Annotated in this window: 21 protein-coding genes; 11 read left to right on the top strand and 10 right to left on the bottom strand. The window is 70.9% G+C overall.

What is annotated here, in order from left to right; genetic code table 11:
* Window positions 1-26: 26 nt before the first annotated feature.
* Window positions 27-986 carry a sulfate adenylyltransferase subunit CysD gene (gene cysD, locus Cs7R123_RS38170; RefSeq protein WP_212833915.1) on the top strand — a complete coding sequence of 320 codons (960 nt, stop codon included), beginning with the start codon at window positions 27-29 and terminating at the stop codon, window positions 984-986.
* On the top strand, window positions 986-2275 hold the full coding sequence (locus Cs7R123_RS38165; RefSeq protein WP_212833911.1) for a sulfate adenylyltransferase subunit 1: 1290 nt from the start codon (window positions 986-988) through the stop codon (window positions 2273-2275). The genes cysD and Cs7R123_RS38165 overlap by 1 nt, the downstream gene beginning before the upstream one ends.
* A 126-nt stretch (window positions 2276-2401) precedes the next feature.
* Here Cs7R123_RS38165 and Cs7R123_RS38160 read toward each other — a convergent pair whose 3' ends face one another.
* From Cs7R123_RS38160 to galE, 4 genes are all read right to left on the bottom strand, one after another.
* Window positions 2402-2842 (bottom strand): GNAT family N-acetyltransferase, encoded by a 441-nt coding sequence (locus Cs7R123_RS38160; RefSeq protein ID WP_212833909.1) that lies wholly within the window; start codon window positions 2840-2842, stop codon window positions 2402-2404.
* A complete protein-coding gene (locus Cs7R123_RS38155; RefSeq protein ID WP_212833907.1) occupies window positions 2839-4227 on the bottom strand; it encodes an SPFH domain-containing protein in 1389 nt (462 codons plus the stop codon). Before Cs7R123_RS38155 ends, Cs7R123_RS38160 begins: the two co-directional genes overlap by 4 nt.
* Before the next feature lie 152 nt (window positions 4228-4379).
* Window positions 4380-5465: a galactokinase gene (gene galK / locus Cs7R123_RS38150; protein WP_244872405.1), complete on the bottom strand. Its 1086-nt coding sequence runs from the start codon at window positions 5463-5465 to the stop codon at window positions 4380-4382.
* Window positions 5462-6436 carry a UDP-glucose 4-epimerase GalE gene (galE, locus tag Cs7R123_RS38145; protein ID WP_212833904.1) on the bottom strand — a complete coding sequence of 325 codons (975 nt, stop codon included), beginning with the start codon at window positions 6434-6436 and terminating at the stop codon, window positions 5462-5464. Before galE ends, galK begins: the two co-directional genes overlap by 4 nt.
* 190 nt (window positions 6437-6626) lie before the next feature.
* On the opposite strand from galE, the gene Cs7R123_RS38140 reads away from it, so the two are divergent.
* Window positions 6627-7646 (top strand): hemolysin family protein, encoded by a 1020-nt coding sequence (locus Cs7R123_RS38140; RefSeq protein WP_212833902.1) that lies wholly within the window; start codon window positions 6627-6629, stop codon window positions 7644-7646.
* A 3-nt stretch (window positions 7647-7649) separates the two neighbouring features.
* On the opposite strand, the gene Cs7R123_RS38135 is transcribed toward Cs7R123_RS38140, so the two are convergent.
* A complete protein-coding gene (locus tag Cs7R123_RS38135) occupies window positions 7650-9065 on the bottom strand; it encodes an RNA polymerase sigma factor (protein WP_212833900.1) in 1416 nt (471 codons plus the stop codon).
* Between the two features lie 109 nt (window positions 9066-9174).
* Here Cs7R123_RS38135 and trpS point away from each other — a divergent pair, with 109 nt between their 5' ends.
* The gene (gene trpS / locus Cs7R123_RS38130) at window positions 9175-10203 is read left to right on the top strand and encodes a tryptophan--tRNA ligase (RefSeq protein ID WP_212833898.1); all 1029 of its coding nucleotides are present in this window, start codon (window positions 9175-9177) and stop codon (window positions 10201-10203) included.
* 50 nt (window positions 10204-10253) lie between these two features.
* On the top strand, window positions 10254-10811 hold the full coding sequence (locus Cs7R123_RS38125) for a 2'-5' RNA ligase family protein (protein ID WP_212833896.1): 558 nt from the start codon (window positions 10254-10256) through the stop codon (window positions 10809-10811).
* A 205-nt stretch (window positions 10812-11016) separates the two neighbouring features.
* Here Cs7R123_RS38125 and Cs7R123_RS38120 read toward each other — a convergent pair whose 3' ends face one another.
* The 4 genes from Cs7R123_RS38120 to Cs7R123_RS38105 form a co-directional block, all read right to left on the bottom strand.
* Window positions 11017-11466, bottom strand: a complete 450-nt coding sequence (locus tag Cs7R123_RS38120) for a hypothetical protein (RefSeq protein ID WP_212833894.1) — start codon at window positions 11464-11466, stop codon at window positions 11017-11019.
* 7 nt (window positions 11467-11473) lie between these two features.
* On the bottom strand, window positions 11474-12454 hold the full coding sequence (locus Cs7R123_RS38115; protein WP_244872404.1) for a YhjD/YihY/BrkB family envelope integrity protein: 981 nt from the start codon (window positions 12452-12454) through the stop codon (window positions 11474-11476).
* 217 nt (window positions 12455-12671) lie between these two features.
* Window positions 12672-14270: a glycoside hydrolase family 13 protein gene (locus tag Cs7R123_RS38110; protein WP_212833892.1), complete on the bottom strand. Its 1599-nt coding sequence runs from the start codon at window positions 14268-14270 to the stop codon at window positions 12672-12674.
* Window positions 14271-14450: 180 nt separating this feature from the next.
* On the bottom strand, window positions 14451-15467 hold the full coding sequence (locus Cs7R123_RS38105) for a LacI family DNA-binding transcriptional regulator (protein WP_212833889.1): 1017 nt from the start codon (window positions 15465-15467) through the stop codon (window positions 14451-14453).
* Between the two features lie 257 nt (window positions 15468-15724).
* Here Cs7R123_RS38105 and Cs7R123_RS38100 point away from each other — a divergent pair, with 257 nt between their 5' ends.
* The 5 genes from Cs7R123_RS38100 to Cs7R123_RS38080 all read left to right on the top strand — a co-directional run bounded on the left by Cs7R123_RS38100 (window position 15725) and on the right by Cs7R123_RS38080 (window position 22650).
* Entirely contained in the window at window positions 15725-17020 is a 1296-nt protein-coding gene (locus Cs7R123_RS38100) for an extracellular solute-binding protein (protein ID WP_212833887.1), read from the top strand.
* Window positions 17021-17120: 100 nt separating this feature from the next.
* Entirely contained in the window at window positions 17121-18149 is a 1029-nt protein-coding gene (locus Cs7R123_RS38095; protein ID WP_374707078.1) for a carbohydrate ABC transporter permease, read from the top strand.
* Between the two features lie 2 nt (window positions 18150-18151).
* Window positions 18152-19063 carry a sugar ABC transporter permease gene (locus tag Cs7R123_RS38090; protein ID WP_212833884.1) on the top strand — a complete coding sequence of 304 codons (912 nt, stop codon included), beginning with the start codon at window positions 18152-18154 and terminating at the stop codon, window positions 19061-19063.
* A gap of 32 nt (window positions 19064-19095) precedes the next feature.
* Window positions 19096-20946, top strand: a complete 1851-nt coding sequence (locus tag Cs7R123_RS38085) for a glycoside hydrolase family 13 protein (RefSeq protein WP_244872403.1) — start codon at window positions 19096-19098, stop codon at window positions 20944-20946.
* An 840-nt stretch (window positions 20947-21786) separates the two neighbouring features.
* The gene (locus Cs7R123_RS38080; RefSeq protein ID WP_212833882.1) at window positions 21787-22650 is read left to right on the top strand and encodes a hypothetical protein; all 864 of its coding nucleotides are present in this window, start codon (window positions 21787-21789) and stop codon (window positions 22648-22650) included.
* A 197-nt stretch (window positions 22651-22847) separates the two neighbouring features.
* Here Cs7R123_RS38080 and Cs7R123_RS38075 read toward each other — a convergent pair whose 3' ends face one another.
* Complete coding sequence (locus Cs7R123_RS38075; RefSeq protein ID WP_212833880.1) at window positions 22848-23195, bottom strand: hypothetical protein; 348 nt, start codon at window positions 23193-23195, stop codon at window positions 22848-22850.
* A 307-nt stretch (window positions 23196-23502) separates the two neighbouring features.
* On the opposite strand from Cs7R123_RS38075, the gene Cs7R123_RS38070 reads away from it, so the two are divergent.
* Window positions 23503-24567 (top strand): BMP family protein, encoded by a 1065-nt coding sequence (locus Cs7R123_RS38070; protein WP_212835042.1) that lies wholly within the window; start codon window positions 23503-23505, stop codon window positions 24565-24567.
* Window positions 24568-24685: the final 118 nt, after the last annotated feature.

The following is a 24685-nucleotide window of genomic DNA, read 5'->3' as shown; positions in this document are numbered from 1 at the left end:
TAAAGGACTAGGAAAGGTCGGAAATGATGCAGCCAGCCACGGAAGGCCGCGGCGAGGTCCGATCCGCGAGCGGCGAACCGACGCCGGCTGCGTACCGGTTCTCGCACCTGGACGCTCTCGAAGCCGAGAGCATCTTCGTGATGCGGGAGGTGGTGGCCGAGTTCGAGCGCCCGGTGCTGCTGTTCTCGGGCGGCAAGGACTCGATCGTGATGCTGCGCCTGGCGCAGAAGGCGTTCGCGCCCGGACGGATCCCGTTCGCGGTGATGCACGTCGACACGGGCCACAACTTCCACGAGGTCCTGGAATACCGCGACCGCCGCGTGGCCGAGCTCGGCCTCCAGCTGATCGTCGCCAGCGTGCCCGAGGCGCTCGCCCGGGGCCTGGTCACCGAGCCCGCCAACGGCTCGCGCAACCGGATCCAGACGCCGGTGCTGCTGGACGCCGTCGACAAGTACCGCTTCGACGCCCTGTTCGGGGGCGCCCGCCGCGACGAGGAGAAGGCCCGCGCCAAGGAGCGGGTGTTCTCGTTCCGCGACGAGTTCGGCCAGTGGGACCCGAAGAACCAGCGCCCGGAGCTGTGGTCGCTGTACAACGGGCGGCACCACCCCGGCGAGTCGATCCGGGTGTTCCCGCTGTCCAACTGGACCGAGCTGGACATCTGGCACTACATCGGCCGCGAGGACATCCCGCTGCCCTCGATCTACTTCGCCCACGATCGCCCCGTCGTCGAGCGCGACGGCATGCTGTTCGGGGTCAACGAGTTCCTGGCCGCCCGCGACGGCGAGCGCGTGTTCACCGAGCGGGTGCGTTACCGCACCGTCGGCGACGCGACCCTGACGGCGGCGGTGGCCTCCGACGCCGACACGGTGGAGAAGGTCATCGCGGAGGTGGCGGCGACCCGGGTGACCGAGCGCGGCGCGACCCGCGGCGACGACAAGGTCAGCGAGGCCGCGATGGAAGACCGTAAGCGTGAGGGGTACTTCTGATGACCGCAGTGGCGGAACCGACCATCGGGCAGCGGGCGGACCTGCTGCGCTTCGCGACGGCGGGCAGTGTCGACGACGGCAAGTCCACCCTGATCGGGCGCCTGCTGTACGACACCAAGTCGCTGTTCACCGACCAGTGGGAGGCCGTCGAGGCGGCGTCCGCGGCGCGCGGTGACGAGTACACCAACCTCGCGCTGCTCACCGACGGCCTGCGCGCCGAGCGCGAGCAGGGCATCACCATCGACGTGGCGTACCGCTACTTCAACACCCCGCGGCGCAAGTTCATCATCGCCGACACCCCGGGGCACATTCAGTACACCCGCAACATGGTCACCGGTGCCTCCACCGCCGACCTGGCGCTGGTGCTGGTCGACGCGCGCAAGGGCATCGTGGAGCAGTCGCGGCGGCACGCGTTCCTGTGCTCGCTGCTGCGGGTGCCGCACCTGGTGCTGTGCGTCAACAAGATGGACCTCGTGGACTGGTCCCAGGAGGTGTACGACAAGATCGTCGACGAGTTCACCTCGTTCGCGGCCAAGCTCGACATCACCGACCTGGCGATCATCCCGATCTCGGCGCTGCAGGGCGACAACATCGTCTCCCGCTCGGCCAACATGCCCTGGTACGACGGCCCGTCGCTGCTGCACCACCTGGAGCACGTGCACATCGCGTCCGACCGCAACCTGGTCGACGTCCGCTTCCCGGTGCAGTACGTGATCCGCCCGCAGTCGACGGTGGTCACCGACTACCGCGGCTACGCCGGGCAGGTCGCCTCGGGCGTCATCAAGCCCGGCGACGAGGTGATGGTGCTGCCCAGCGGCATGACCACCCGGGTGGCGTCGGTGGAGACGGCCGACGGGCCGGTGCCCGAGGCGTTCCCGCCCATGTCGGTGACCGTGCGGCTGGAAGACGAGCTGGACATCTCGCGCGGCGACCTGATCTGCCGGCCGAACAACACCCCGGCCGTGGCGCAGGACATCGAGGCGCTGGTCTGCTGGATGGACGAGTCCAAGCCGCTGGCCGTCGGCGCCAAGTACGCCATCAAGCACACCACCCGCACGGCGCGGGCGATCGTGCGCGAGTTGCACTACCGGCTCGACGTGAACACGCTGCACCGCGACGAGGACGCCGACAGGCTCGGCCTCAACGACATCGGCCGGGTGAAGCTGCGCACCACGATCCCGCTGCTGGCCGACGAGTACCGGCGCAACCGCACCACGGGCGGCTTCATCATCATCGACGAGGCGACCAACCGTACGGTCGGCGCCGGGATGATCATCGAAGCGTCCTGACGCGGGTCCGCCCCGGCGGGCCGGACGTTCTGAGCGACACTTTCGGGGAAAGTGCGCGAATCCCAGCCCGGATTCGAGCACTTTCCCCGAAACTGCATTCGCCGCGCCTCTCGCCGGGTGGGCGCGCTAGATGGGCAGGTTGAGGGTCAGGTAGTCCTCGACCGGTGCGAAGCCCAGGGAGCGGTAGAGGGACTGGGCTGCGGTGTTGTCCTGCTCGGTCGTCAGTGACAGGCGCCGGGCGCCCGCTGTACGGGCTTCGGCGATCACGTGGCCGACCAGGGCGCGGGCGTGCCCGGCGCCGCGGTGCTCGGGCTCGATCCACAGGTCGCGCAGCAGCCACACCGTGCCCAGCGTCAGCGACGCGGGCACGGTGGCCACGGTGGCGAAGCCGACGGGGCGGCCGAGTTCCCGCGCCGCGTACACCCGGAAGCCGGCCGCGGCCTGGTCCTGTAGCCAGCGGCGGGTCGCGGTGAACCCGCGCTGCCGGCCGTAGTGGGCGCGGTAGGCGTCGAACAGTTCGGCTACCGCGCCGAATCCGGGATCGGCCGGGGTGACCCGGGTGATCATTCCCGGGACGTCACGGCGGCGCGGATCGCGGTGATCGCGGCCGTGAGCTCGGTGACGATGCCCGCCAGGCTCGTCGGGTCGCTGCCGGAGAGGTTCACGGTGCGCAGCTCGTCGGGCTTGGGCAGCTTCGCCACGATCTGCGGCAGGTTCGCGATCAGCTCGGCCTGCACCGCGGCCGGGGAGCGGTCGTTGGCGATCTCGCGGGACATCCGCTCGCGCTCCAGCTCCAGCAGCGCGGTGGCGTGCCCGGTGTCGGCACGGGCCTGCGCCACGGCCAGCTCGTGGTCGAGCTTGAGCCGTTGCAGCGTCTGCTCCAGCTCCAGGCGCAGCCGCCCGGCCTCGGCCTCCAGCTCGTGCCGCTGCTGCTCCAGCCGCAGCGAGTGCAGCGTGGTCTCGGTGGTCTCGGTGGCCAGCGCGCGGGCGTCGGTCTGCTCGCGCTCGCCCCGGCGCAGCTTCTCGGCGGCGTCGCGGTCGAACGCGGCGGCGGCGTTGCGGGCCCGCAGGTCGGTCAGCTCCCGGTCGTTCTCCAGCCGCTGGAGCTGGTCGAGCCGGTCGGCGGCGAGCTCGCGGCCGGTGACGATCTCCTGCGCGCCCAGCTCGGCCAGCCGCGCGAGCTGGCTCTGCTCGGAGCGGAACGGCTTCTGCAGGTTCTCCCACAGCCGGGCCGAGGTGACCACGGCCTCCTTGATCTGCACGGTGACGATGCGCAGGCCCAGCCCGTGGTCGCTGTCGTCGGCCCCTTCGGCCACACCGCGCAGGCGGGCGGTCAGCTCCTCGATGATGGGCTGCTTGTCGCTGAGCACCTCGTGCACGCTCATGGTGGCGACCTTGTCCTTGATCGCCGCCTCGGCCTGCTCCTTGAGCTGGAGGTTCACCAGGCGCATCGGGTCGGAGGCGTCGCCGAAGTCGAGCTTGCGGTAAGCGGTGGCGATGTCCTGCACGATCCACTGGACGTACGCCTGGACCAGCACGCCCTGCAGCTCGCGGCAGATGCAGAACGCGTTGAGCAGGATCGTCTGCATCGTGCCCGGCACCACCAGGTACGAGTCGGTGCGCGAGCGGTAGCGGAACGAGACGCCCAGCCCCAGGTGCAGCGGCTGGGCGTGGCCGCGCCGGGTGTGCACCACGAACGCGTTGGGCGGCACCAGCACCGTCTTCCACGGCCCGACCCCGGTCACGCGTACGTCGACCGCGGTGGGCGGCGTCATCGCCGTGTCGGCGGCCGCGCGCCGGGCCCGGCCGCTGGTGTCGTCACCGCCACCACCACCGCCACCGGCACTGCGCGCCGGGGCCGCGGCCGGCTTCTTCACACGCAGGTCCTGCTCCAGCTGCGACTGCTGCGAGATGACCTGGTCCAGGTAGGCGTTGCGCTCCGGGGACGTCATGCCGCGCATCCTGCCGCACCGTGTCCACCCCGGACAGCCGCTCTATCCCCAACCCGACCGAAGATCGGTGCAGTTTCGGGGAAACTGCAGGAATCCAAGCCAAGATTCCAGCACTTTCCCCGAAACTGCCCCAGACGACGGCGCGTGGGACGTCAGGAGAGGCGGGTCGCCCCGGGGGCGGGGGTGACGGGGAAGCAGTGCGGGGGGCCGAACCCGCTCGCCGCGAACGCCGCCGTGACGGCGGCGGCGACGGTGTCGGCGCGGTCGGCGTCGACCAGCGCCAGGACGCAGCCGCCGAAGCCGCCACCGGTCATGCGGGCGCCGTACGCCCCCGCGGCCAGGGCGGTCTCGACCGCGGTGTCCACTTCGGCCACGGTGATCTCGAAGTCGTCGCGCATCGAGGCGTGCGAGGCGGTGAGCAGCGGGCCGATCTCGCGGACGCGGCCTTCCCGCAGCAGCTCGATGGTGGACAGGACCCGGTCGTTCTCGGTGACGATGTGGCGGGCGCGGCGCACCAGCAGCGGATCGTCCAACCGGGACAGGTCGGCCAGGGTCGCGTCGCGCAGGGCGGGCACGCCCAGGATCTCGGCGGCCTTCTCGCAGGCGGCGCGGCGGGCGGCGTACTCGCCGTCGACGAGCTGGTGCGGGGCGCGCGAATCGATGACCAGGATGGCCAGGCCCTGGCCGGCCAGGTCGAGCGGGATGTGCTCCACGGCCATCGAGCGGCAGTCCAGGAACAGCGCGTGGCCCTCCCGGCACAGCGTCGAGGCCGACTGGTCCATGACCCCGCAGGGCATGCCGACGTACGCGTTCTCGGCGCGCTGGGCCAGTTTCGGCCGCCGCGCCACGGGCAGGTCGAGGCCGCCGAGGTCGGCCAGCGCCGACAGCACCGCGCACTCCAGCGCCGCCGACGAGGACAGCCCGGCGCCGCCGGGGACGTCGGAGACGATGTCCAGGCGCGCGCCGGGCACGTCGTACCCGGCGTCGCGCAGTGCCCACACGACGGCCGCGACATACGCCGCCCAGCCGGTCACCGGCTCGCTCAGGTCGAAGGTGACCGTCTCGCCGGTCAGCGAGCTGGACACGGTCCACTCCGGGCGGTCCAGCCGGACGGCCGTCACCTCGGTGCGGTGCGGCAGCGCGAACGGCAGCACGAAGCCGTCGCAGTAGTCGGTGTGCTCGCCGATCAGGTTGACCCGGCCCGGGGCGGCCCACACGCCGCTGTCGACGGCGCTCACGAGTTGCTCCGGAAGAAGGTCCACGCGTCGGCGACGATGCCGTGCAGGTCGGGGCGGGCGGGGACCCAGCCCAGTTCGGTGCGGGCCAGCTCGGAGGAGGCGACCAGCTCGGCCGGGTCGCCGGGGCGGCGCGCGGCCATCTCCACCGGCACCGGGTGCCCGGTCACGGCGCGTACGGCGTCGACGACCTGGCGGTTGGAGAAGCCGGTGCCGTTGCCGAGGTTGTAGACGCGGTGCTCGCCGGGGCGCGCGGCGTCCAGGGCCAGCAGGTGCGCCTCGGCCAGGTCGGCGACGTGGATGTAGTCGCGGACGCAGGTGCCGTCGGGGGTCGGGTAGTCGTCGCCGAAGACCTGGAGCTTCTCGCGCTTTCCGGCGGCCACCTCCAGCGCGATCGGGATCAGGTGGGTCTCCGGGTCGTGGCGCTCGCCGAGCATGGACCCGTCCGGGCGGACCAGGGCCCCGGCCACGTTGAAGTAGCGCAGGCTGACCGCGGCGAGGTCGTAGGCGTGGGCGTACGAGCTGATGGCCATGTCGACGGCGAGCTTGGTCGCGCCGTACGTGTTCACCGGCTTGGTGATCGCGTTCTCGGTCAGCGGCAGCTCCGACGGGTTGCCGTAGGTGGCGGCGGTCGACGAGAAGACCAGCCGCGGCACGCCGGCGGCGCGCATCGCCTCCAGCAGGGCCAGCGACCCGATGGTGTTGGCCTCCCAGTGCCACTGCGGGTGGGCCATCGACTCCCCGGCGGCGATGAGCCCGGCGAAGTGCAGCACGGCGTCGAAGCCCGACCCGGGCGTGAGCACGGTCGCCGCCTCCTGCACGCGGGCCTGCACGAACGCGGCCTCGGCCGGGATCTGCGAGGCGTCGTTGCGGGACAGGTCGTCCAGCACCACCACCTCGTGTCCCGCGTCGAGCAGCAGCCGTGCCACCACGCTGCCGACGTATCCCGCGCCCCCGGTGACCAGTAACTTCATATGCGCCCTTCCCGATGCCGTCCGTCGAAGCCTAGTTGCCGCGTCGGATCACGCCGACGGTCCTGTCATCCCACCACATTCCAACAGAACACAACAAGCTCACACACGGTCGAATTCGCGCGGCAGGACGACCACGATCGGTCGCCGCGCCCGCGAAGGCGGGCGCCGATAACAGAGATACGATGCGCAGATGGCAGTGCCTCGGCAGAACAGCCCGGTGTCGCGGGAGAGCGCTGGTCGCGAACCGCGCCGACGGGAGCCCCGGTTACGCCCGCCCGGCCGGGTCGCCCGCGCCGTCGCCCCCGCCATCGTCCGTGCCGCAGACGCGCTGACCCGATGGACCAACCGGGTGCTCGGAGTGGCGGCGACCGTCGGCCGGGAGCAGATCACCGAGGCTGAGCTGCGCCAGCTCGTGGCCGTGAACACGGCGCTGGCCCCGGAGGAGCGGCACATCATCGGCAAGGCGCTGGCCCGGTCGGCGGCCAACCTGCGCGAGGTGATGGTGCCCCGCACCGAGGTGTGGTTCCTGGACACGGCGATGACGGTGGCCGAGGCGGTCACCGAGGCGCGCGAGGCCGGGCACACCCGGTTCCCCGTCGCCGACGGCAGCCACGACGACGTGGTGGGCTTCGTGCACCTGCGCGACCTGCTGTGGGACGAGCGCCCCGACCGGCCGGTGCGCGAGCTGGCCCGAGAGATCAAGCGGCTGCCCGGCAGCAAGCCGGTGCTGGCGGCGCTGTCGGAGATGCGCCGCGAGCGCAACACCATCGCGGTCGTCGTCGACGAGTACGGCGGCACCGCCGGGATCGTCACCCTGGAGGACCTCATCGAGGAGCTCGTCGGCGAGATCCACGACGAGTACGACGAGACCCCCGTGGCCACGGCCACCGGCCCCAGCCTGCCCGCCGAGGTCGACGGCATGATCAACCTGGCCGACTTCGCCGAGCGCACCGGCGTGCACCTGCCCGCGGGGCCGTACGAGACCGTCGGCGGCTACCTGATGAGCGCGCTGGGCCGGATGCCGCAGCCGGGCGACACCGCCGACCTCGACGGCTACCAGCTGGCGGTGCTCGCCCTGGAGGGCCGCCGGGTGGCGCTGGTCCGGGTCGTCCACGCCGAGCCGGTGCTGGAGGTCGAGCAGGTGAGCGACCCGGAACCGGTGGCGGCGCGCGTCGACGGCGAGGCCGTCCTGGTCACCGAGGCGGCCTGACGGTCAGCGGATCGGCAGCTTGCGCCAGGTCACCCCGTCCTCGGACACCGCGACCCAGCCGCTGTTGAACAAGCCCAGCGCCACGTACCCCGACGAGGTCGCCCGCAGCTCGTCCACGCCCGGCAGGCTGCTCTCGGCCCGCCGGAACGTCGCGCCCAGGTCGGTGCTCAGCCAGAGCCTGCCGTCCGCCCCGGCCAGCATGAGCCGCCCGTCGGGCAGCAGCACCGGCTCGCCCCGGGCGGCCAGCCCGTCGCCGTCGGAGACCCGGGTCGGCAGCCCGTCGAGGCCGGTCATGCGGAAGACGCCGGTGAGCGTGCCGCGCCGCGACACGACCGCGAGCACCTGCTCGCCGCGTACGGTCGCGGTGACGGCGTCGGCGGGGCCGCTCAGGTCGTACCGCTGCCAGGTTCTGCCCCCGTCGGTGCTGGCGGCCAGCGCCGGGACGGTGCCGTGCAGCCCGGCGGCCCACCACACGCCCGCCGCGGTGGGGCGGTGCGCCGTCCAGGCGCCGGACAGCGGGGGCGGGCTCGCCGGGGCGGGCGGGGCGACGCCCGGATCGGCCATGGCATACCAGGTGCGGCCGCCGTCGTCGGTGCGGGCGAAGGCTGCGCGGCAGTCGCGCTCGGTGGCCTGGCAGGTGGTGCGCAGCCACCCCTCGGTCCCGTCGAGTTCGAGCCGGCTGATCTCGCCCGGCAGGTCCGGCGCGGTGGCGGGGTCCACGACGCCGGTCACCGTGAGCCCCGACCCGGTGTACGTGCTGGGCACGGCCGAGGCGGACGGCGTCGCCGAGGCGGCGGGCTGCGGCGCGGAACGCTGGTGCCAGGGCAGCACCACCACGGCGACCGCCAGCACGGCCGCGGCGAAGCTGCCGGTGGCGGCCTGGCGGCGGCGCCGGATCTGCGTGGCCCGCGCCCGGACCTGTTCCAGCGGCGGCGCCTCGACGTCGTCGAGCAGCCCGCGCAGCGCGTCGCGCCCACGCGACAGCCGGGACTTGACCGTGCCCACCGGCACCTCCAGCAGTTGCGCCACCTCGTCCAGCGGCAGGTCGGCCAGGTAGTGCAGAACGATGACCTCGCGATACTGGCGCGGGATGACGGCCAGGGCCGCGCGCAGGTCGGTGCTGTCCGGCTCGGGCGGCGGCGCGGCCAGCCGGGCCAGCGGCCGCTCGCGCAGCAGGATCGTGTCCAGCAGCTGGCGGCGGCGCCAACGCCGCCGCACCACGTTGATCGCCACGGTACGCAGCCACGCCTCCGGCGCGTCCACATCGCTCAGGCCGCGTCGCCGCGCCAGCGCCCGCGCGAACGCCTCCTGCACGGCGTCCTGCGCCTCGGTCAGGTCGGTGGTGAACGCGAACACCTGCGTGACCAGCCGCCGGTAGCCGGCGTGATACAGCTCGCCCAGCTCCTCGTGCGCGCCCATCTGCTCCCCGCGGTGTCCGTGTCGGTGTGTGGCGACTGTAGTGAGTCACGACGCGGGACGGCGGTTCCCGCTGTGTCGGGACGATCATCCGGGTGGGAGAATGGGCGCCATGTCTGCCGATGCGCCGTCCAGCCGCAAGCCCCGGGTGCTGTCCGGGATCCAGCCCACCGCTGACTCATACCACCTGGGCAACTACCTGGGCGCGGTGCGGAACTGGGTGGCGATGCAGGAGACGCACGACGCCTTCTACTGCGTGGTGGACCTGCACGCGATCACGGCCGGGCACGACCCGAAGGTGCTGCGCGAGCGCACCCGGGTCAGCATCGCCCAGCTGCTGGCGGTCGGCCTGGACCCGAACCGCTGCACGCTGTTCGTGCAGTCGCACGTGCCCGAGCACGCCCAGCTCGGCTGGGTGATGGGCTGCATCACCGGGTTCGGCGAGGCGAGCCGGATGACCCAGTTCAAGGACAAGTCGAGCAAGTCCGGGGCAGACCGGTCCAGCGTCGGCCTGTTCACGTACCCGATCCTGCAGGCCGCGGACATCCTGCTCTACCAGGCCGACGCGGTGCCGGTCGGCGAGGACCAGCGCCAGCACCTGGAGCTGACCCGCGACCTGGCGCAGCGGTTCAACACCCTGTTCGGGCAGACGTTCACCATGCCCGCGCCGTACATCGTCAAGGAGACGGCGAAGATCCTGGACCTCCAGGACCCGACGGCGAAGATGTCGAAGTCGGCGTCGACCGCCAACGGCCTGATCGAGCTGCTGGAGCCCGCGAACAAATCCGCCAAGAAGATCAAGTCGGCGGTCACCGACACCGGCCGGGACATCATCTTCGACGTCGAGAACAAGGCGGGCGTCAGCAACCTCCTGACCATCTACTCGGCGCTGTCCGGCCGCGGCATCGACGAGCTCGTCACCGCGTACGACGGCAAGGGCTACGGCGACCTGAAGAAGGACCTCGCCGAAGTGGTCGTCGAGTTCGTCACCCCGATCCAGCAGCGCACCCAGGAGTTCCTCGGCGACCCGGCCCAGCTGGACAAGCTGCTGGCCATCGGCGCCGAGAAGGCCCGCGCCGTGTCGACCCACACCCTGGCGACCGTGTACGACCGCATCGGCTTCTTGGCGCCGCAGCGCTGAGACGACCGCCCGCCGCCAGGCTCGGTGAACCGGGTCCGGTGGCGGGTGACATGCCCGATCCTGACGTGGGAGGGAGGCGCACCGTGGAACGGACGATCGGTATCGCCGTCGGCATTCCCCAGCCGTGGGGGGCCGAGCTCGACGCGGCCCGTGCCTCGACCGGTGACCCGCAGGCGGCGCTGATCCCCGCACACGTCACGCTGCTCGGCCCGACCGTGCTGCCCGCCTCGGCGGAGCTCGACCGGAAGATCGACCGGCTGCTGCGCAAGGTCGCCGCCGCCAATGAGCCGTTCGCGGTCCAGCTGCGGGGGACCGGCACGTTCCGGCCGGTCAACCAGGTCGTCTTCGTGGCGCTGGCGGCGGGGATCGCGGAGTGCGAGCGGCTGGCCGACTCCATCCGTACGGGGCCGTTGCGGCGGGAGCTGGCGCATCCGTACCACCCGCACGTCACGGTGGGGCACGATGTGCCAGGGGCGGCGCTGGACGACGTGTTCGAGCGGATGGCGGACTACTCGGCCCGCTTCGTCGTCGACCACTTCACCCGGTACGAGCACACGGGCACGGGGCGCTGGGAGCCGATCCGCGACTACCGGCTGCGCACCCGCTGACCTTGCCGAGCCCCGGCCCCCGGGCACCTGTCCCGAGCACGTGCCCCGGCTTGCGCTCCGACGCTGCCCACCCCGGTTTTCAATAGACGCTGGCCTATCTAGAAGACAGATCTTGGAAAATCGTCCTCTAGATAGGCCAGCGTCAATGTAAAACGGGTCCGGCCACCGAGGCGGCAGGGGGTCGGGCGGTCGGGCGGTCAGGCGGTCAGGCGGTCAGGCGGGCGGAGATGCGGGCGAAGGCGGCCTTGAGCTCGGCCTCGGTCGGCGGCTCGGGGGCGGCGTGGCCGTCCTCGTCCTCATCGTGCTCATGGTCGTGATCGTGGTCATGGTCATGGTCGTGCTCGGCGTCGTCGTCGAGCGCGTCGTCGATCTCGTCGATCTCGTCCGCGGCTTCGGCGGCCAGCCGCCGCGCGACCGCGATCTCACCGTTGATCTGCTCGATCGACGTGGCGGGCAGCAGCGGTTCGACGACCGCCATCAGGTCCTCGTCGGCCACGACGTGCTGGGCGAGGGCGAGCGCGTGCGCGCGTTCGTACGGCCCGCAGACGACCGGCTCCCACTCCTCCTCGTCGTCGAGCGGCCCGAAGGTGATGATCCAGGGAAGGTCGAGCTGCGGCGATCCCGCAGGCAGCTCCAGCGTCACGAGTGCTCCCACGCGACCATCATCGGTGCTCGTTCTGATTCTGGGGCGCTTTCGGCCGTACCGGCGCGTCGGAGTCGTCCACGCCCTCCAGCTCGTCCCCTGCCGCGGTGTCACCGGCCGCCTCGGCGGCGGTGACCGAGGCGGCGTCGCCGGGCGGAACCCAGTCCAGGTGGTGCTTGCGCGGCCGCCCCCAGGCGAGGTCGAAGACCTTGCCCTTGGCGGAGGTGGCGGCGTAGGAGACGGCCCAGAGCACGATCTGGTTGAACAGGTACAGGTACAGCAGCAGACCGACCGCGGCGGTGACGGCGACGTACGCGACGTTGTTCTGGGTGCGCTGGACGAAGAAGCGGCCGAACTCGTTGAGCAGCGTGATGCCGACGCTGACGATGCCCACGGCGGGCAGCAGCCGCTTGGGCGTCATGTGCACCCGGGGCAGCGTGGTCATCAGCGCGAAACCGATCATGGCGTTGACGAGCAGGGCCAGGGCGTAGGCGCCGGCGTTGACCCATACCGACCAGTCGGAGAGCCGGTCCACCAGGCGGCCGAGCAGGTCGACGGCGGTGATGGAGACGCCCAGCAGCAGGCCCAGCGCGAGCAGCATGCTCAGGTCGGTCAGCCGCAGCACCAGGAAGTTGCCCGGGTGCTGGTCGAGCCCCCAGATGGCGCGCTGGGACGAGCGCCACGCGTCGACCCAGCCGATCCCGGCGAGCACCAGGCTGACCAGACCGACCCAGCCGATCGAGGTGGCGGCGGTCTTGAGCTGCTCGGTGTCCATGGTCGGGAAGTAGTGCGTGAGGAAGAGGTCGACGTCGTGGACCAGGTCCGGGTTGCCGGAGAAGACCTTGACCAGGACGGCGTACACCACCATGGCCAGGGCGAAGGTGGCGAAGAAGGCGTAGTAGGCGATGGCCGCGGCGAGGCGGCCGGCCAGCACGTCGGCGTAGCGTTCCTTCATCCGCCACAGGTGGTCGAACGCGGCGGAGCGCTTGCGGGCCCACATCACGGATCCTTCATACCGGGCCGTGACCGCATCGGCCATCCGCTGTACGCGATCGAAGAACGCCACCACGCCCTCATCTTCCCGGATCTTGCCTCAGCGCCGCCGCCGCCCCCCAAGATCCGCGAAGTTGCCTGGCGATCGGGCACCGGGCAGGCCCGGATGCGCCCGATTGCCAGGCAACTTGGGTGATCTAGGGGTCAGCTGAGGGGCCGCGGGGTCAGCCGAGGAGCCAGAGGGTGGTGTCGGCGGGGAGGGTGCCGGGGGTGGGGACGGGGGAGCTGGTGAGGAGGGGGGTGCCGGACAGGCCCAGCTCGGCGAGGGTGACAGGGCGGTCGGCGATGTTGGTGACCACCACGACGCCGGGGTCGCGGCGGAACGCCAGGACGCCCTCGGGCGAGTCGATCCACTGGACCTTGCCGCCGCCGAGCGCGGGCAGCTCGCGGCGCAGCCGCAGGGCGGCGCGGTAGAAGTTCAGCGTCGACTCGGGGTCGCTCTCCTGCGCCTGGGCGGTGAGGCTCTCCCACTTGGCGGGCTGGGGCAGCCACGGCGTGCCCTGGCCGTCCGGGTTGAACCGGAAGCCCTCCTCCAGGGTGCCGCCCCACGGCAGCGGCACGCGGCAGCCGTCGCGGCTCTCGCCGGTGCGCTTGAACGACGGGTCCTCGCGCAGCTCGTCGGGCAGGTCCAGCACCTCGTTGAGGCCCAGTTCCTCGCCGTTGTAGAGGTATGCCGAGCCGGGTAGGGACAGCATCAGCAGCGTCGCGGCGCGGGCCCGGCGCAGGCCGATCACACCGTCGCCGTAGCGGGTGACGTGCCGGAACTTGTCGTGGTTGGACAGCACCCAGGTGGTGGGCGCGCCGACCAGGTCGGCCTCGGCCAGCGACTTGTCGATGATGGTACGGAACGACTCCGCGTCGAACTCCGCCATCATGAAGTCGAAGTTGAACGCCTGGTGCAGCTCGTCGCGGCCGATGTAGCGGGCCAGCCGCTCCGGCGAGTCCACCCACGCCTCGGCCACGGCCATCCGGCCGCCCGGGTACTCGTCCAGGATCGGCCGCCACTCGCGGTAGATGTCGTGCACGCCGTCCTGGTCGAAGTAGGGCAGCGGCTCGCTGCCGAGCATCTCGACCTGGCGGCCGCCGTCGTCGCTGGTCCGGCCGACCGAGGGCAGGCCCTCAGCCTTGATCATGCCGTGGGCCACGTCGATGCGGAACCCGTCCACGCCCCGGTCGAGCCAGAAGCGCAGCACGCCGTGGAACTCGGTGCGGACCTCGGGGTTCTCCCAGTTGAGGTCGGGCTGCTCGGGGGCGAACAGGTGCAAGTACCACTGGCCGTCGGGGACCCGGGTCCAGGCGCGGCCGCCGAAGATGGACTCCCAGTCGTTCGGGGGCAGCTCGCCGGTCTCGCCGAGGCCGTCGCGGAACATGTAGCGCTCGCGCTCGGGGGAGCCGGGGGCCGCCGCCAGCGCCTGCTGGAACCAGACGTGCAGGTCGGAGGAGTGGTTGGGGACCAGGTCGACGATGACGCGGATGCCGAGCGCGTGCGCGTCGGAGGCCATCGCGTCGAAGTCGGCCAGGGTGCCGAAGCGGGGGTCGACGTCGCGGTAGTCGGCGACGTCGTAGCCGCCGTCGGCCAGCGGCGACGTGTAGAACGGGCTGAGCCAGATCGCGTCGACGCCGAGCTCGCGCAGGTACGGCAGCTTGCCCCGCACGCCCTGCAGATCACCGGTGCCGTCGCCGTCGCCGTCGGCGAAGCTGCGCGGGTACACCTGGTAGACGACGGCGTCACGCCACCAGTCGTCGTTTGCCTGCGTGGTCACTGGCGATCCTTTCGGGGGTCGCGCATGAGCGGGCTGCGCGTTAGGTGCGTCTGCTTCAGGGGACGGCGCGGCCACGACGGCGTGGCCGAACCGGAAGGACCCATGAAGGATGTCGCGCAAGTTGCGCAAGAGTCAAGCAATAGCTTTCAGAAAGTTTCAGCCGTCACGGCGCCGTACACGTCACCCGCTGTAGGCAGCGGTAGATCCCCGAACGACCAGTTCCGGCCGGAAAATGTACTCCGAGTGGGGTGCCGGGTGTCCCTTGATCTCATCGACCAGTGCCCGTACGGCTGCCACGGCCATCGCCCGTACGGGCTGGCGCAGGGTGGTCATCGGCGGGTCGGTGAACGCGATCAGCGGCGAGTCGTCGTAGCCGACCACGGAGACGTCGGTGGGCACCTGCAACCCGCGCTGGCGCACCGCGCGGATCGCGCCCAGCGCCATCAGGTCCGAGCCGCAGACGAAGCCGGTCACCCCCCGGTCGAGCAGCCGGGACGCGGCCGCGTCGCCGCCCTCCACGCCGAACAGCGACAGCGAGATCATCTCGTTGATCTGGGCGTCGGTCAGCCCCAGCAGGCGCCGCATGGCCGACCGGTAGCCCTCGATCTTGCGCTGGACGGGCAGGTAGCGGTCGGGGCCGGAGATCAGGCCGATCTTCTTGTGCCCGAGCGCGACCAGGTGTGACACGGCGAGCTCGCCGGCGGCGCGGTCGTCGCAGGAGATGAAGGGGGCCTCGATGCCCTCGGCATACCCGTTGACCAGCACGATCGGCAGCGGCCGCGCGATCAGCTTGCGGTAGCGCTCGGGGTCGCTGGTCGAGTCGGCGTGCAGGCCGGAGACGAAGACGATGCCGGAGACCTGCCGGTCGAGCAGCATCTCCACGTACTCGTCCTCGGTGACGCCGCCGGGGGTCTGGGTGCACAGGACAGGGGTGAAGCCCTGCTGGGCCAGCGTGGTCTCGATGATCTGGGCGAACGCCGGGAAGATCGGGTTGTCCAGCTCGGGGACGACCAGGCCGACCAGGCCCGCACTACGTTTGCGCAGGCGGGCGGGCCTTTCGTAGCCCAGCACGTCGAGTGCGGTCAGCACGGCCTGCCGGGTGTCGGCGGAGACACCGGGGCGGTCGTTCAGCACCCGAGAGACGGTGGCTTCGCTGACCTCCGCCTGCTGGGCGATGTCAGAGAGTCGTGCGCGCATGGCGGCACTCTAACCCAGGAGAGCGTGATCTGGAGAGTCCCGAACTGAAAGGACTTCCAATGTCTGCAAAGACTTGCTAACCTCCCGGCAACAAACTTCATACCAGCAAGCATGACCCCGGCAACGGGGTGCTGTCGTACGTCAGCAGTTCTGGAAAATCTTCCAACGCGGCGTATCGCGGCTGGCACCACCCCCCGCCCCTGTGACGAACCTGTCGCCTGGGCGCTGACTACCAGACATTCCCCCAAGGAGCGCACATGCGTCGCACCGCCCGCGGGATCGCTGTCGTCGCCACCGCCGTTCTCGCCCTCGCGGCGGCGGCGTGTGGCAAGGACACGCCCGAGGCCCCGAAGAACAACCCTGCGGACCTCAAGGCCGATCTGACGTGGTGGGACACGTCCGACCCGGCGAACGAGGGCCCGGCGTTCAAGGAGCTGATCACCAAGTTCAACGCGACCTACCCGAACGTCAAGATCAACTACCAGTCGGTCCCGTTCGGTGAGGCCCAGAACAAGTTCAAGACGGCTGCTGCGGCCAAGAGCGGCGCCCCGGACATCCTGCGCGCCGAGGTGGCGTGGGTGCCGGAGTTCGCCTCCCTGGGCTACCTGTACAACCTCGACGGCTCCGAGCTGCTCGCCGACGAGTCGGACTTCTTCCCGACCCCGATGTCGGCGAACAAGTTCGACGGCAAGACCTTCGGCGTGCCGCAGGTCACCGACTCGCTCGCGCTGCTCTACAACAAGAAGATGTTCGCCGACGCCGGCGTGACCGAGGCCCCGAAGACCTGGGCCGACGTCAAGACCGCCGCCGCTGCGATCAAGGCCAAGAGCGGCAAGGACGGCCTGTTCATCAACGCCGGTGGCTACTTCCTGCTGCCCTTCATCTACGGCGAGGGCGGCGACCTGGTCGACACCGCCAACAAGAAGATCACCGTCAACTCGGCGGCGAACGTGGCCGGCATCAAGGTGGCGCAGGACCTGATCAAGTCCGGCGCCGCGGTCAAGCCGCCGGCGAACGACTCGTACGGCACCATGATGACCCTGTTCAAGGAGCAGAAGGTCGCCATGGTCATCAACGGGCCGTGGGAGGTCAACAACGTCCGCTCGGCGACCACCTTCGGTGGCATCGAGAACCTGGGCATCGCGCCGGTCCCGGCCGGTTCGGTCAAGGCGGGCGCGCCGGTCGGCGGCCACAACTACGTGCTGTACTCCGGCATGGCGCAGGACAAGGCCGCCGCGGCGATCGCGTTCGTGAAGTTCATGTCCTCGGCCGAGTCGCAGGCGTTCCTGGCCGACAAGCTGGGCCTGCTGCCGACCCGCAAGTCGGCGTACGAGATCGCCTCGGTCAAGTCGAACCCCATCATCTCGGCCTTCGGCCCGGTCATCGCGACCGCCACGGCCCGTCCGTGGATCCCGGAGGGCGGCCAGTTCTTCGGCCCGCTCGACGCCATGGCCACCGAGACCCTGGTGCAGGGCAAGGACGCGAAGACGTCGCTCGACGCGGTCGCGCAGAAGTACCTCAACGAGGTCGTGAAGACCTACACGCTCTCCTGAGCGGTGCGCGGCGGCCGACCCGACGGGGTCGGCCGCCGCCCTCCATATTTCTTCCGGGCATTCCAGCCCGCGTCTCCACCCCTGAACCTCGGAGCCCTCCGTGAGCACAGTGACGGCGACACCGCCCTCCACGACCAGCCCGGCCTCCCGCAAGCACCGCTCCGCCGACCGACCGTCCCGCCTGCGCCGCAGCTGGGACCGGCACTGGTACGCCTGGGCCATGGTCGCGCCGGTGGTCGTCGTCCTCGGCGTGCTGATCCTCTATCCGCTGGCACGCGGGGTGTTCCTCTCCTTCACCAACCTGACCGAGGCCAACCAGCTGGCCGAGATCTGCACCAAGTCGATCACCGGCTCGGAGGTCTGCAAGGCCAACCCCGACGCGTGGCACCTGGTCGGGTTCGACAACTACGTGGACGTGCTGTCGGGCAAGGTCGGCCAGTTCTGGCAGTGGCTCGGGATCACGCTGATCTGGACCGTCGCCTGCGTGGTGTTCCACTACACCATCGGGCTGGGCCTGGCCGTGATGCTCAACCGGCCGATGTGGGGCCGCGGCGTCTACCGCGTGCTGCTGATCCTGCCGTGGGCGGTGCCGGCGTTCGTGTCGGCGTTCGCCTGGAAGTTCATGTTCAACGAGAAGTTCGGCCTGTTCAACGCGCTGCTGGTCAAGTTCGGCCTGGACCCCGTCGAGTGGTTCTCCGACTGGAAGACCTCGCTGCTGACGGCGATCCTCACCAACATCTGGCTGGGCGTGCCGTTCATGATGGTGGCCCTGCTCGGCGGCATGCAGACCATCCCCACCGAGCAGTACGAGGCCGCCGAGATCGACGGCGCCAGCCCGTGGCAGCGCTTCGTCAGCATCACGCTGCCCGGCCTGCGCTCGGTCAGCATGACCGTGATCCTGCTGGGCACCATCTGGACCTTCAACATGTTCCCGGTGATCTTCCTGGTGACCGGCGGCCAGCCCGCCGGGCAGACCGAGATCCTGGTGACCGGCTCGTTCCGGGCCGCCTTCGAGGGCCTGCGCAACTACTCGCTGGCCTCGACGTACGGCGTGCTGATCCTGTCGATCCTGCTCGTCTTCTCCGTGTTCTACCGGCGCATGCTGCGCAAGCAGGGTGAGGTGTGGTGACGATGACCGAGAACGCTTCTTCGACGCTCCCGGTGGTGGCGGCCGCCTCCGTGCCGCCGCCCGTCCCGCAGCGCAACCGTCCGCGCAGCAGGCGCAAGCCGCTGGCCTCGCTCGGGCTGCACGGCACGCTGGTGCTCGCCTCGCTGATCGCGATCTTCCCGATCGTGTGGGTGCTGGCCGCCTCGTTCAAGCCGAAGGAGTGGATCCAGAGCACCGAGCTGACGCTGGTCAAGGAACCCACCCTGGCCAACTACGAGTACGTGCTCACGCAGACCAACTTCCCGGTCTGGGTGTTCAACTCGCTGCTCGTCGCGGCCGCCACGATGTTCTTCGGCATCATCATGTCGGCCACCGCCGGATACGCCCTGTCGCGGTTCAACTTCCCCGGGCGCCGCCAGCTGATGCTGGTCTTCCTGGTGACGCAGATGTTCCCGGTGGCGATCCTGATCGTGCCGATCTACCAGATCATGGCCGCGTTCGGGCTGATCAACACCCACGCGTCGCTGATCATCGCGTATCTCACCATCGCGGTGCCGTTCTGCGCCTGGATGCTCAAGGGCTACTTCGACTCGATCCCGACCTCGCTGGACGAGGCGGCCTCGATCGACGGCGCCGGGCCGTTCCGCACCTTCTGGAAGGTGATCATGCCGCTGGCCCGGCCCGGCGTCGCGGTCACCGCGTTCTACACCTTCCTCACCGCGTGGGGCGAGCTCGCGTACGCGTCGGCGTTCATCCAGACCGACGACCGGTTCACCCTGTCGTACGGCATGCGCCAGTTCGTGCCGCAGTTCAACCCGCAGTGGGAGTACCTCACCGCGGCCGCGGTGCTCGTCACCCTTCCCGCCGCGGTCGTTTTCCTCTATGTGCAGCGGCACCTGGTCTCCGGCCTCACCGCCGGCGGGACCAAGGGCTGAGCGCGGGACACGAAGCAGGAGGGAGAGGCCGGATGACGCTGGGGAACCTGCCGCACCACGACGGGTCCGGCCTCTACGTGTCCCACGCGGCACCCGGGCTCGGCGACACCGTCACCCTGTGGGTGCGGGTGCCCGCCGCGGCCGGGGTCACCGCGGTGCAGGTGCGGGCCACGTTCGACCGCGAGCCGGTGGTCTACCCGGCCGAGGTCGACGCCGACCGCACCGGCACCGCGCTCGGCGGCTACGGCCGCACCGACGCCTGGTGGCGGGTGCGGATCCGGGCCCGCAACGCGGTCACCAACTACCGGTTCCGGCTCAGCCCGGCGGGCGGGGCGCCGTACTGGCTGACCGCGGCCGGGGTGGTCGAGCACGAGGTCACCGACGACACCGACTTCCGGCTCGTGTCGTACGAGCCGCCGCCGTCGTGGGCCGCCCGGTCCGTGGTGTACCAGATCTTCCCTGACCGCTTCGCCCGCTCGGCCGCCGCCGGGCCGCTGGACCCGGCGACCGTGCCCGACTGGGCGCTGCCCGGCGACTGGGACCGCGACGAGGTGCTCGGGCGCGGACCCGGCACCGCCGAGCAGTTCTTCGGCGGCGACCTCGACGGCGTCACCGAGCACCTGGACCACATCCGGTCCGTCGGCGCCGACACCGTCTACCTCACCCCGATCTTCCCGGGCCGCTCCAACCACCGGTACGACGCGTCGACGTTCGACGCGATCGACCCGCTGCTCGGCGGGGACGACGCCCTGGCCAGGCTGGCCAAGTCGGTGCACGAGCGCGGCATGCGGCTGCTCGGCGACATCACCACCAACCACACCGGGGCCGCGCACGAGTGGTTCCGGGCCGCGCTGGCCGACCCGGACAGCCCTGAGCGGCAGATGTTCTACTTCCACTCCGACCAGCCCCTGCCCGCCCACGGGTACGAGTCGTTCTGGGACGAGCCCCGGCTGCCCAAGCTCGACTGGTCCAGCGAACTCGTCCGCACCCGGATGGCCGCCGTACTGGTGCGCTGGCTGGAGCACTTCGACGGCTGGCGCGTCGACGTCGCCCACCAGACCGGCCGCCGCGCCGGGCAGGACGACGGCCACGAGGTGGCCCGGATGCTGCGCGAGGCGCTGCCCGAGGAGGCGGTGCTGCTGGCCGAGTACACCCACGACCCGACCGCCGACCTCGACCGCGGCGGCTGGCACGGCACCATGAACTACCTCGGCTTCACCCGGCCCGTCTGGACCTGGCTACGCGGCGGGGACACCGAGCTCAGCGCGTTCTTCGACATGCCGGGCGACGTGCCGCGGCGGCCCGGGACGGCGGCGTACGCCACCATGCGGGCGCTGGCCGGGCGGATGTCCTGGCGCACCCTGGTCAACTCGTGGACCATCATCGACTCGCACGACACCCCACGCATCCGCACCATCACCGGCTCGCGGGAGCGGCACCTGGTCGCCGTCGGGCTGCTGGCCACCTACCCCGGCGTGCCGATGCTGTACGCGGGCAGCGAGTTCGGCCTCACCGGCTGGAACGGCGAGAACGCGCGCACCCCGATGCCGTGGCGGCGGCCCGCCGACCGTGACGAGGCGACGCTCGCGGCATACCGGGAGCTGATGGGCCTGCGCGCCGCCGAGCCCGCACTGCGCGACGGCGGCCTGCGCTGGCTGCACGCCGACGCCGACACCCTGGTGTACCTGCGCGAGACCGCGGCCGAGTCGCTGCTGGTGGCGGCACGCCGCGACAGCGGTGCACCGGTCGAGCTCCCGCTCGGGCTCGCACCCGGAACCGCCCTACCCGCGTTGTACGGGGCAGAGCGGTTGGTCGCGGACGAGCACGGAGCCGTGACGCTGCCCGGTGCCGGCCCCGGGATCGGGGTCTGGCGCCTCACCTGATCTTCCTGGCATGATCCGTAACCGCATGATCGGCTGATGCGCCACCGTCCCGGCTGACATGCTCCGAGCAGGCGGTGGTGGCGCGCGGTTCGACCCCGTGCGCCACCACTTGCCGTTATATGGCGCCCGCTGTGCTGCTGGCGCCCGCCTTCGCGGGCGCGGCGTGCTCGCCTTTCAGGCGGCGTCTTCCCTCGTCGCTGCCGAGCCTTCGGCTCGGTCACGCTCCTCAGTCCAGACGCCGCCGGCGAACACGCGGCACGCGGCCTTCGTGGGGGTACGGGGATCAGTGGGTCAACCGGCGGGGTCGGGTCGGTGGGCGTGCCGCTGCCGCCCGGCCACAACCCCTGGGTCCTCATCAACCCTGGGTCCTCATCGCCATCAACCCTCGGTCCTCATCGCCGAGCCCCGGTTTTTCATCGATGCTGGCCTATCTACAGCACAGGATGCGCGGGCCAGCCCTGGATATCGGTGCGCGCGTTGTGGGCGGAGCGGGATTTGGCCGCAGAGCGTGATGTTGGCGGGTTCGGGCTGGGTTGATCGCCGGTTCCGGTCATTTCGTGTGCTCTGGATGCGGGATTGGGCCGGAGACGGCGATCTTGCGAGCCGAACCCGGCCGAGCCAGGCTCGACCCAAGCCGGGCCGGGCTGCGCCAAGCCGGGCCGGGCTGCGCCAAGCCGGGCCGGGCTGCGCCAAGCCGGGCTGAGCCGGGCCGGGTCGGGCTGAAATGGGCCGGGTGAGGGGGTGGCGGGGGGTGGGAGGAAGGGGCGGGTTGTGGCTGGTCTAGGTGTAGTCAGCGTGTCTGCTTGATCGACGGTGGCGGAGGGTGCCTACGCTGGCGCGGTGCCGAAGCCGCCGCTACGTCCCCAGGAGCTGTCCCGACGGATCTTCCGCGGTGCCGACGCCGTGCGCTCGGGGCTGCTGACCCCGGCGCAGCTGCGCAGCACCGCCTGGCAGCCGCTGTTCCGGGGGGTCTATGCCGACCGCGCGCTCACCATCACGCACCGGCTGCGCTGCCTGGCCGTGGTGGACTTCCTGCTGCCCGAGGACGGGGTGATCGCGGGCCGCTCCGCCGCGTGCCTGTACGGGGCGCCGTACGAGGCGGACGGGCTGGTGGAGGTGCTGACGCCCGGCCGGTTCGGGCCGATGGCGGGGCTGCTGGTGCACCGGGGCACGGTGCCGGACAAGGACGTCACCCGGCGCACCGACGGGATCCGGGTCACCACGCCGCAGCGCACCTGCTGGGATCTGGCCCGCTGGCTGGATCTGCCGGACGCCGTCGCGCTGATCGACGTGCTGACGACGCGGCGCGTGGTGAGCACGGCCGCGCTGGCGGAGTACGCCAGTGCGCGGATCGGTTCGCCGGGCTGGAACCGCCTGCTCAAGGTGGCGAAACTGGCCGACCCGGCGGCGCGCTCGCCGCTGGAGAGCCGGTTGCGGGTCAGGCTCGCGCTGGCCGGGCTGCCCGCCCCGGTCCTGCACTATGTGGTCGAGGCCGGTGACGGTCCCGCGCCGTCGCTGGAGTTGGCGTGGCCGCAGCAGCGGGTCGGCGTGGTCTGCGACGCGGAGGAGGCCCCGCGCCGGGTGCGCGTCCCGGTGCCCGACGACGCGGACTGGACGGTGCTGACCGTGACCGCGTCGCGGCTGGCCGAGGACTTCGACGGGATCGTCGCGGAGTTGCGTACGGCCCTGCGCCGCCGCCGCTGACCGGCCCCCACCGTCGCACCCCACCGGGGGCGCGCCTGCCCCGGGCGACGCCCGGACCCGAGAACGTTCATGCAGTTTCGGGGAAAGTGCAGGAATCCAAGCCAAGATTCCTGCACTTTCCCCGAAACTGCACCCGTGCCCTGAGACTCGCCCGGCCCGGCCCGCCGGGGCGGAGGCCCCGGGCGGGTGGGACGGGGTCAGTGCCAGAAGACGGCGACGCCCGCGTTGAGCAGGGTCAGGCCGATGATGGCGAAGAAGTGGCCGGGGTTGACGCTCTCGCGCTTCTTCACGAACGGCACGATGACCATGATGAAGATCAGCAGCGCGATGACGCCCTTGACCGCGAGCTTGGCCGGGTCGGGCTGGACCGCGCGGCCCAGTGGCGCGCTGAGCGCGATGCCCGTCAGCAGCTGGATGCTCGCGCCCCAGACCATGACGGAGTTGACGCGGATCTTGCCGGACAGGTACTGGACCACCGCGCCGCCCAACAGCAGGGCGAAGCCGACGAGGTGGACGTACCGCAGAATCAGCCGAAGAGCCTCCACGAACGCTGAGGGTACGCCAGTGGCCCGGCGACCCGTCAGCCAGGAGCGGACTGCTGGAAACGTCTCGTTCATGACCGGGTGTCTGGTTCGAGCGGCCCCAGGTGCAGCCAGTTTCGTGATTCTTTACACGTCGGGGTCACGCGGGGGTAACGACCCCTCAACAACCCTGCACGATTGTCGTTCGAACGGCGGCGTGACAGGTACGTTGCCAGACGAGGTTCACCGTGCCGTCGCCTGGGATCCGGGTGTTCGTTCGTCGCGCGGTGTCTTTATGGGAGAGGAGACCGTCTTGCGCCCTGTGCGTGGGATGAAGATTGTCGCGCTCGTAGCCGCGGCTGGCCTGGCTCTGGCCGCCGCCGCGTGCAGCAAGCCGACTGAGGAGCCGAACGCCGGCTCCACCAGCGCCGCCGCCGCCAAGTTCACCGCTTGCATGGTGACCGACACCGGCGGTATCGACGACCACTCGTTCAACGCCTCGTCGTGGGCGGGCATGCAGGCCGCCGCGAGCGCCAACTCGGCCATCGCCGCCAGCTACACCCCGTCGACCGCGATGTCTGACTACGACCCGAACCTGACCCAGTCGGTCGGCAAGGGCTGCCAGTTCGTGCAGGCCGTCGGCGGCCTGATGGGCGACGCCACCAAGAAGGTCGCCACCGCGAACCCGAAGGTGCAGTTCGCCATCGTCGACGCCGGCAACCAGGGTCTGAGCAACGTCTTCCCGATCCAGTTCGAGACCCAGCAGGCCGCCTACCTGGCGGGCTACCTGGCCGCGGGCTACTCGAAGTCGGGCAAGGTGGGCACCTACGGCGGCATGAAGATCGCCCCGGTGACCATCTTCATGGACGGCTTCGCCGACGGTGTGGCCGCGTACAACAAGGCCAAGGGCAAGAACGTCCAGCTGCTGGGCTGGGACAAGGCCAAGCAGGACGGCCTGTTCACCGACGACTTCGGCAGCCAGGAGAAGGGCAAGCAGAAGTCGGACACCCTGGCCGCCCAGGGCGCTGACGTGATCTTCCCGGTCGCCGGTGGCGCGGGCCTCGGCACCGCCGCCAACGCGGGCAGCAAGTACGTCGTGATCTGGGTCGACGCCGACGGCTTCGACACCACGAAGTACGGCTCGGTCATGCTGACCACCGTGGTCAAGAACTCCAAGGACGGCGTCAAGGACGCGCTGACCAAGTCGGCTGCCACCCCGGGCACCCTGCTGACCGGCGGCTTCCTGGGCACCCTGGAGAACAACGGCGTCTCGCTGGCGCCGTACCACGACTTCGACAGCAAGATCGACGCTGGCCTCAAGGCCGAGGTCGACAAGCTGAAGGCCGACATCATCGCGGGCACCATCAAGGTGGAGTCCCCGGCCCAGCCGAAGTGACACCCGGCCGCCCACCTCGGTGAGATCATCGCCGTAGTGGGCGGCCACCCATGGAAGACACACGTCCGGCCGCTTCCCGAACCGCCGACCAGCGGGCACGGGCGGCGGCCGGATCGCT

The sequence above is a fragment of the Catellatospora sp. TT07R-123 genome (genome assembly GCF_018327705.1).
Lineage (GTDB): Bacteria > Actinomycetota > Actinomycetes > Mycobacteriales > Micromonosporaceae > Catellatospora.
Note: the sequence above shows the minus strand (reverse complement) of the source record. Positions and strands in the feature narration are given on the sequence as shown.

Bases quoted from the DNA above. Each gene is read 5' to 3' on its own strand.
- cysD (WP_212833915.1), top strand. From the start codon at position 27: ATGCAGCCAGCCACGGAAGGCCGCGGCGAGGTCCGATCCGCGAGCGGC.
- Cs7R123_RS38165 (WP_212833911.1), top strand. From the start codon at position 986: ATGACCGCAGTGGCGGAACCGACCATCGGGCAGCGGGCGGACCTGCTG.
- Cs7R123_RS38160 (WP_212833909.1), bottom strand. From the start codon at position 2,842: ATGATCACCCGGGTCACCCCGGCCGATCCCGGATTCGGCGCGGTAGCC.
- Cs7R123_RS38155 (WP_212833907.1), bottom strand. From the start codon at position 4,227: ATGACGTCCCCGGAGCGCAACGCCTACCTGGACCAGGTCATCTCGCAG.
- galE (WP_212833904.1), bottom strand. From the start codon at position 6,436: ATGAAGTTACTGGTCACCGGGGGCGCGGGATACGTCGGCAGCGTGGTG.
- Cs7R123_RS38140 (WP_212833902.1), top strand. From the start codon at position 6,627: ATGGCAGTGCCTCGGCAGAACAGCCCGGTGTCGCGGGAGAGCGCTGGT.
- Cs7R123_RS38135 (WP_212833900.1), bottom strand. From the start codon at position 9,065: ATGGGCGCGCACGAGGAGCTGGGCGAGCTGTATCACGCCGGCTACCGG.
- trpS (WP_212833898.1), top strand. From the start codon at position 9,175: ATGTCTGCCGATGCGCCGTCCAGCCGCAAGCCCCGGGTGCTGTCCGGG.
- Cs7R123_RS38125 (WP_212833896.1), top strand. From the start codon at position 10,254: ATGCCCGATCCTGACGTGGGAGGGAGGCGCACCGTGGAACGGACGATC.
- Cs7R123_RS38115 (WP_244872404.1), bottom strand. From the start codon at position 12,454: ATGTGGGCCCGCAAGCGCTCCGCCGCGTTCGACCACCTGTGGCGGATG.
- Cs7R123_RS38105 (WP_212833889.1), bottom strand. From the start codon at position 15,467: ATGCGCGCACGACTCTCTGACATCGCCCAGCAGGCGGAGGTCAGCGAA.
- Cs7R123_RS38100 (WP_212833887.1), top strand. From the start codon at position 15,725: ATGCGTCGCACCGCCCGCGGGATCGCTGTCGTCGCCACCGCCGTTCTC.
- Cs7R123_RS38090 (WP_212833884.1), top strand. From the start codon at position 18,152: ATGACCGAGAACGCTTCTTCGACGCTCCCGGTGGTGGCGGCCGCCTCC.
- Cs7R123_RS38085 (WP_244872403.1), top strand. From the start codon at position 19,096: ATGACGCTGGGGAACCTGCCGCACCACGACGGGTCCGGCCTCTACGTG.
- Cs7R123_RS38070 (WP_212835042.1), top strand. From the start codon at position 23,503: ATGAAGATTGTCGCGCTCGTAGCCGCGGCTGGCCTGGCTCTGGCCGCC.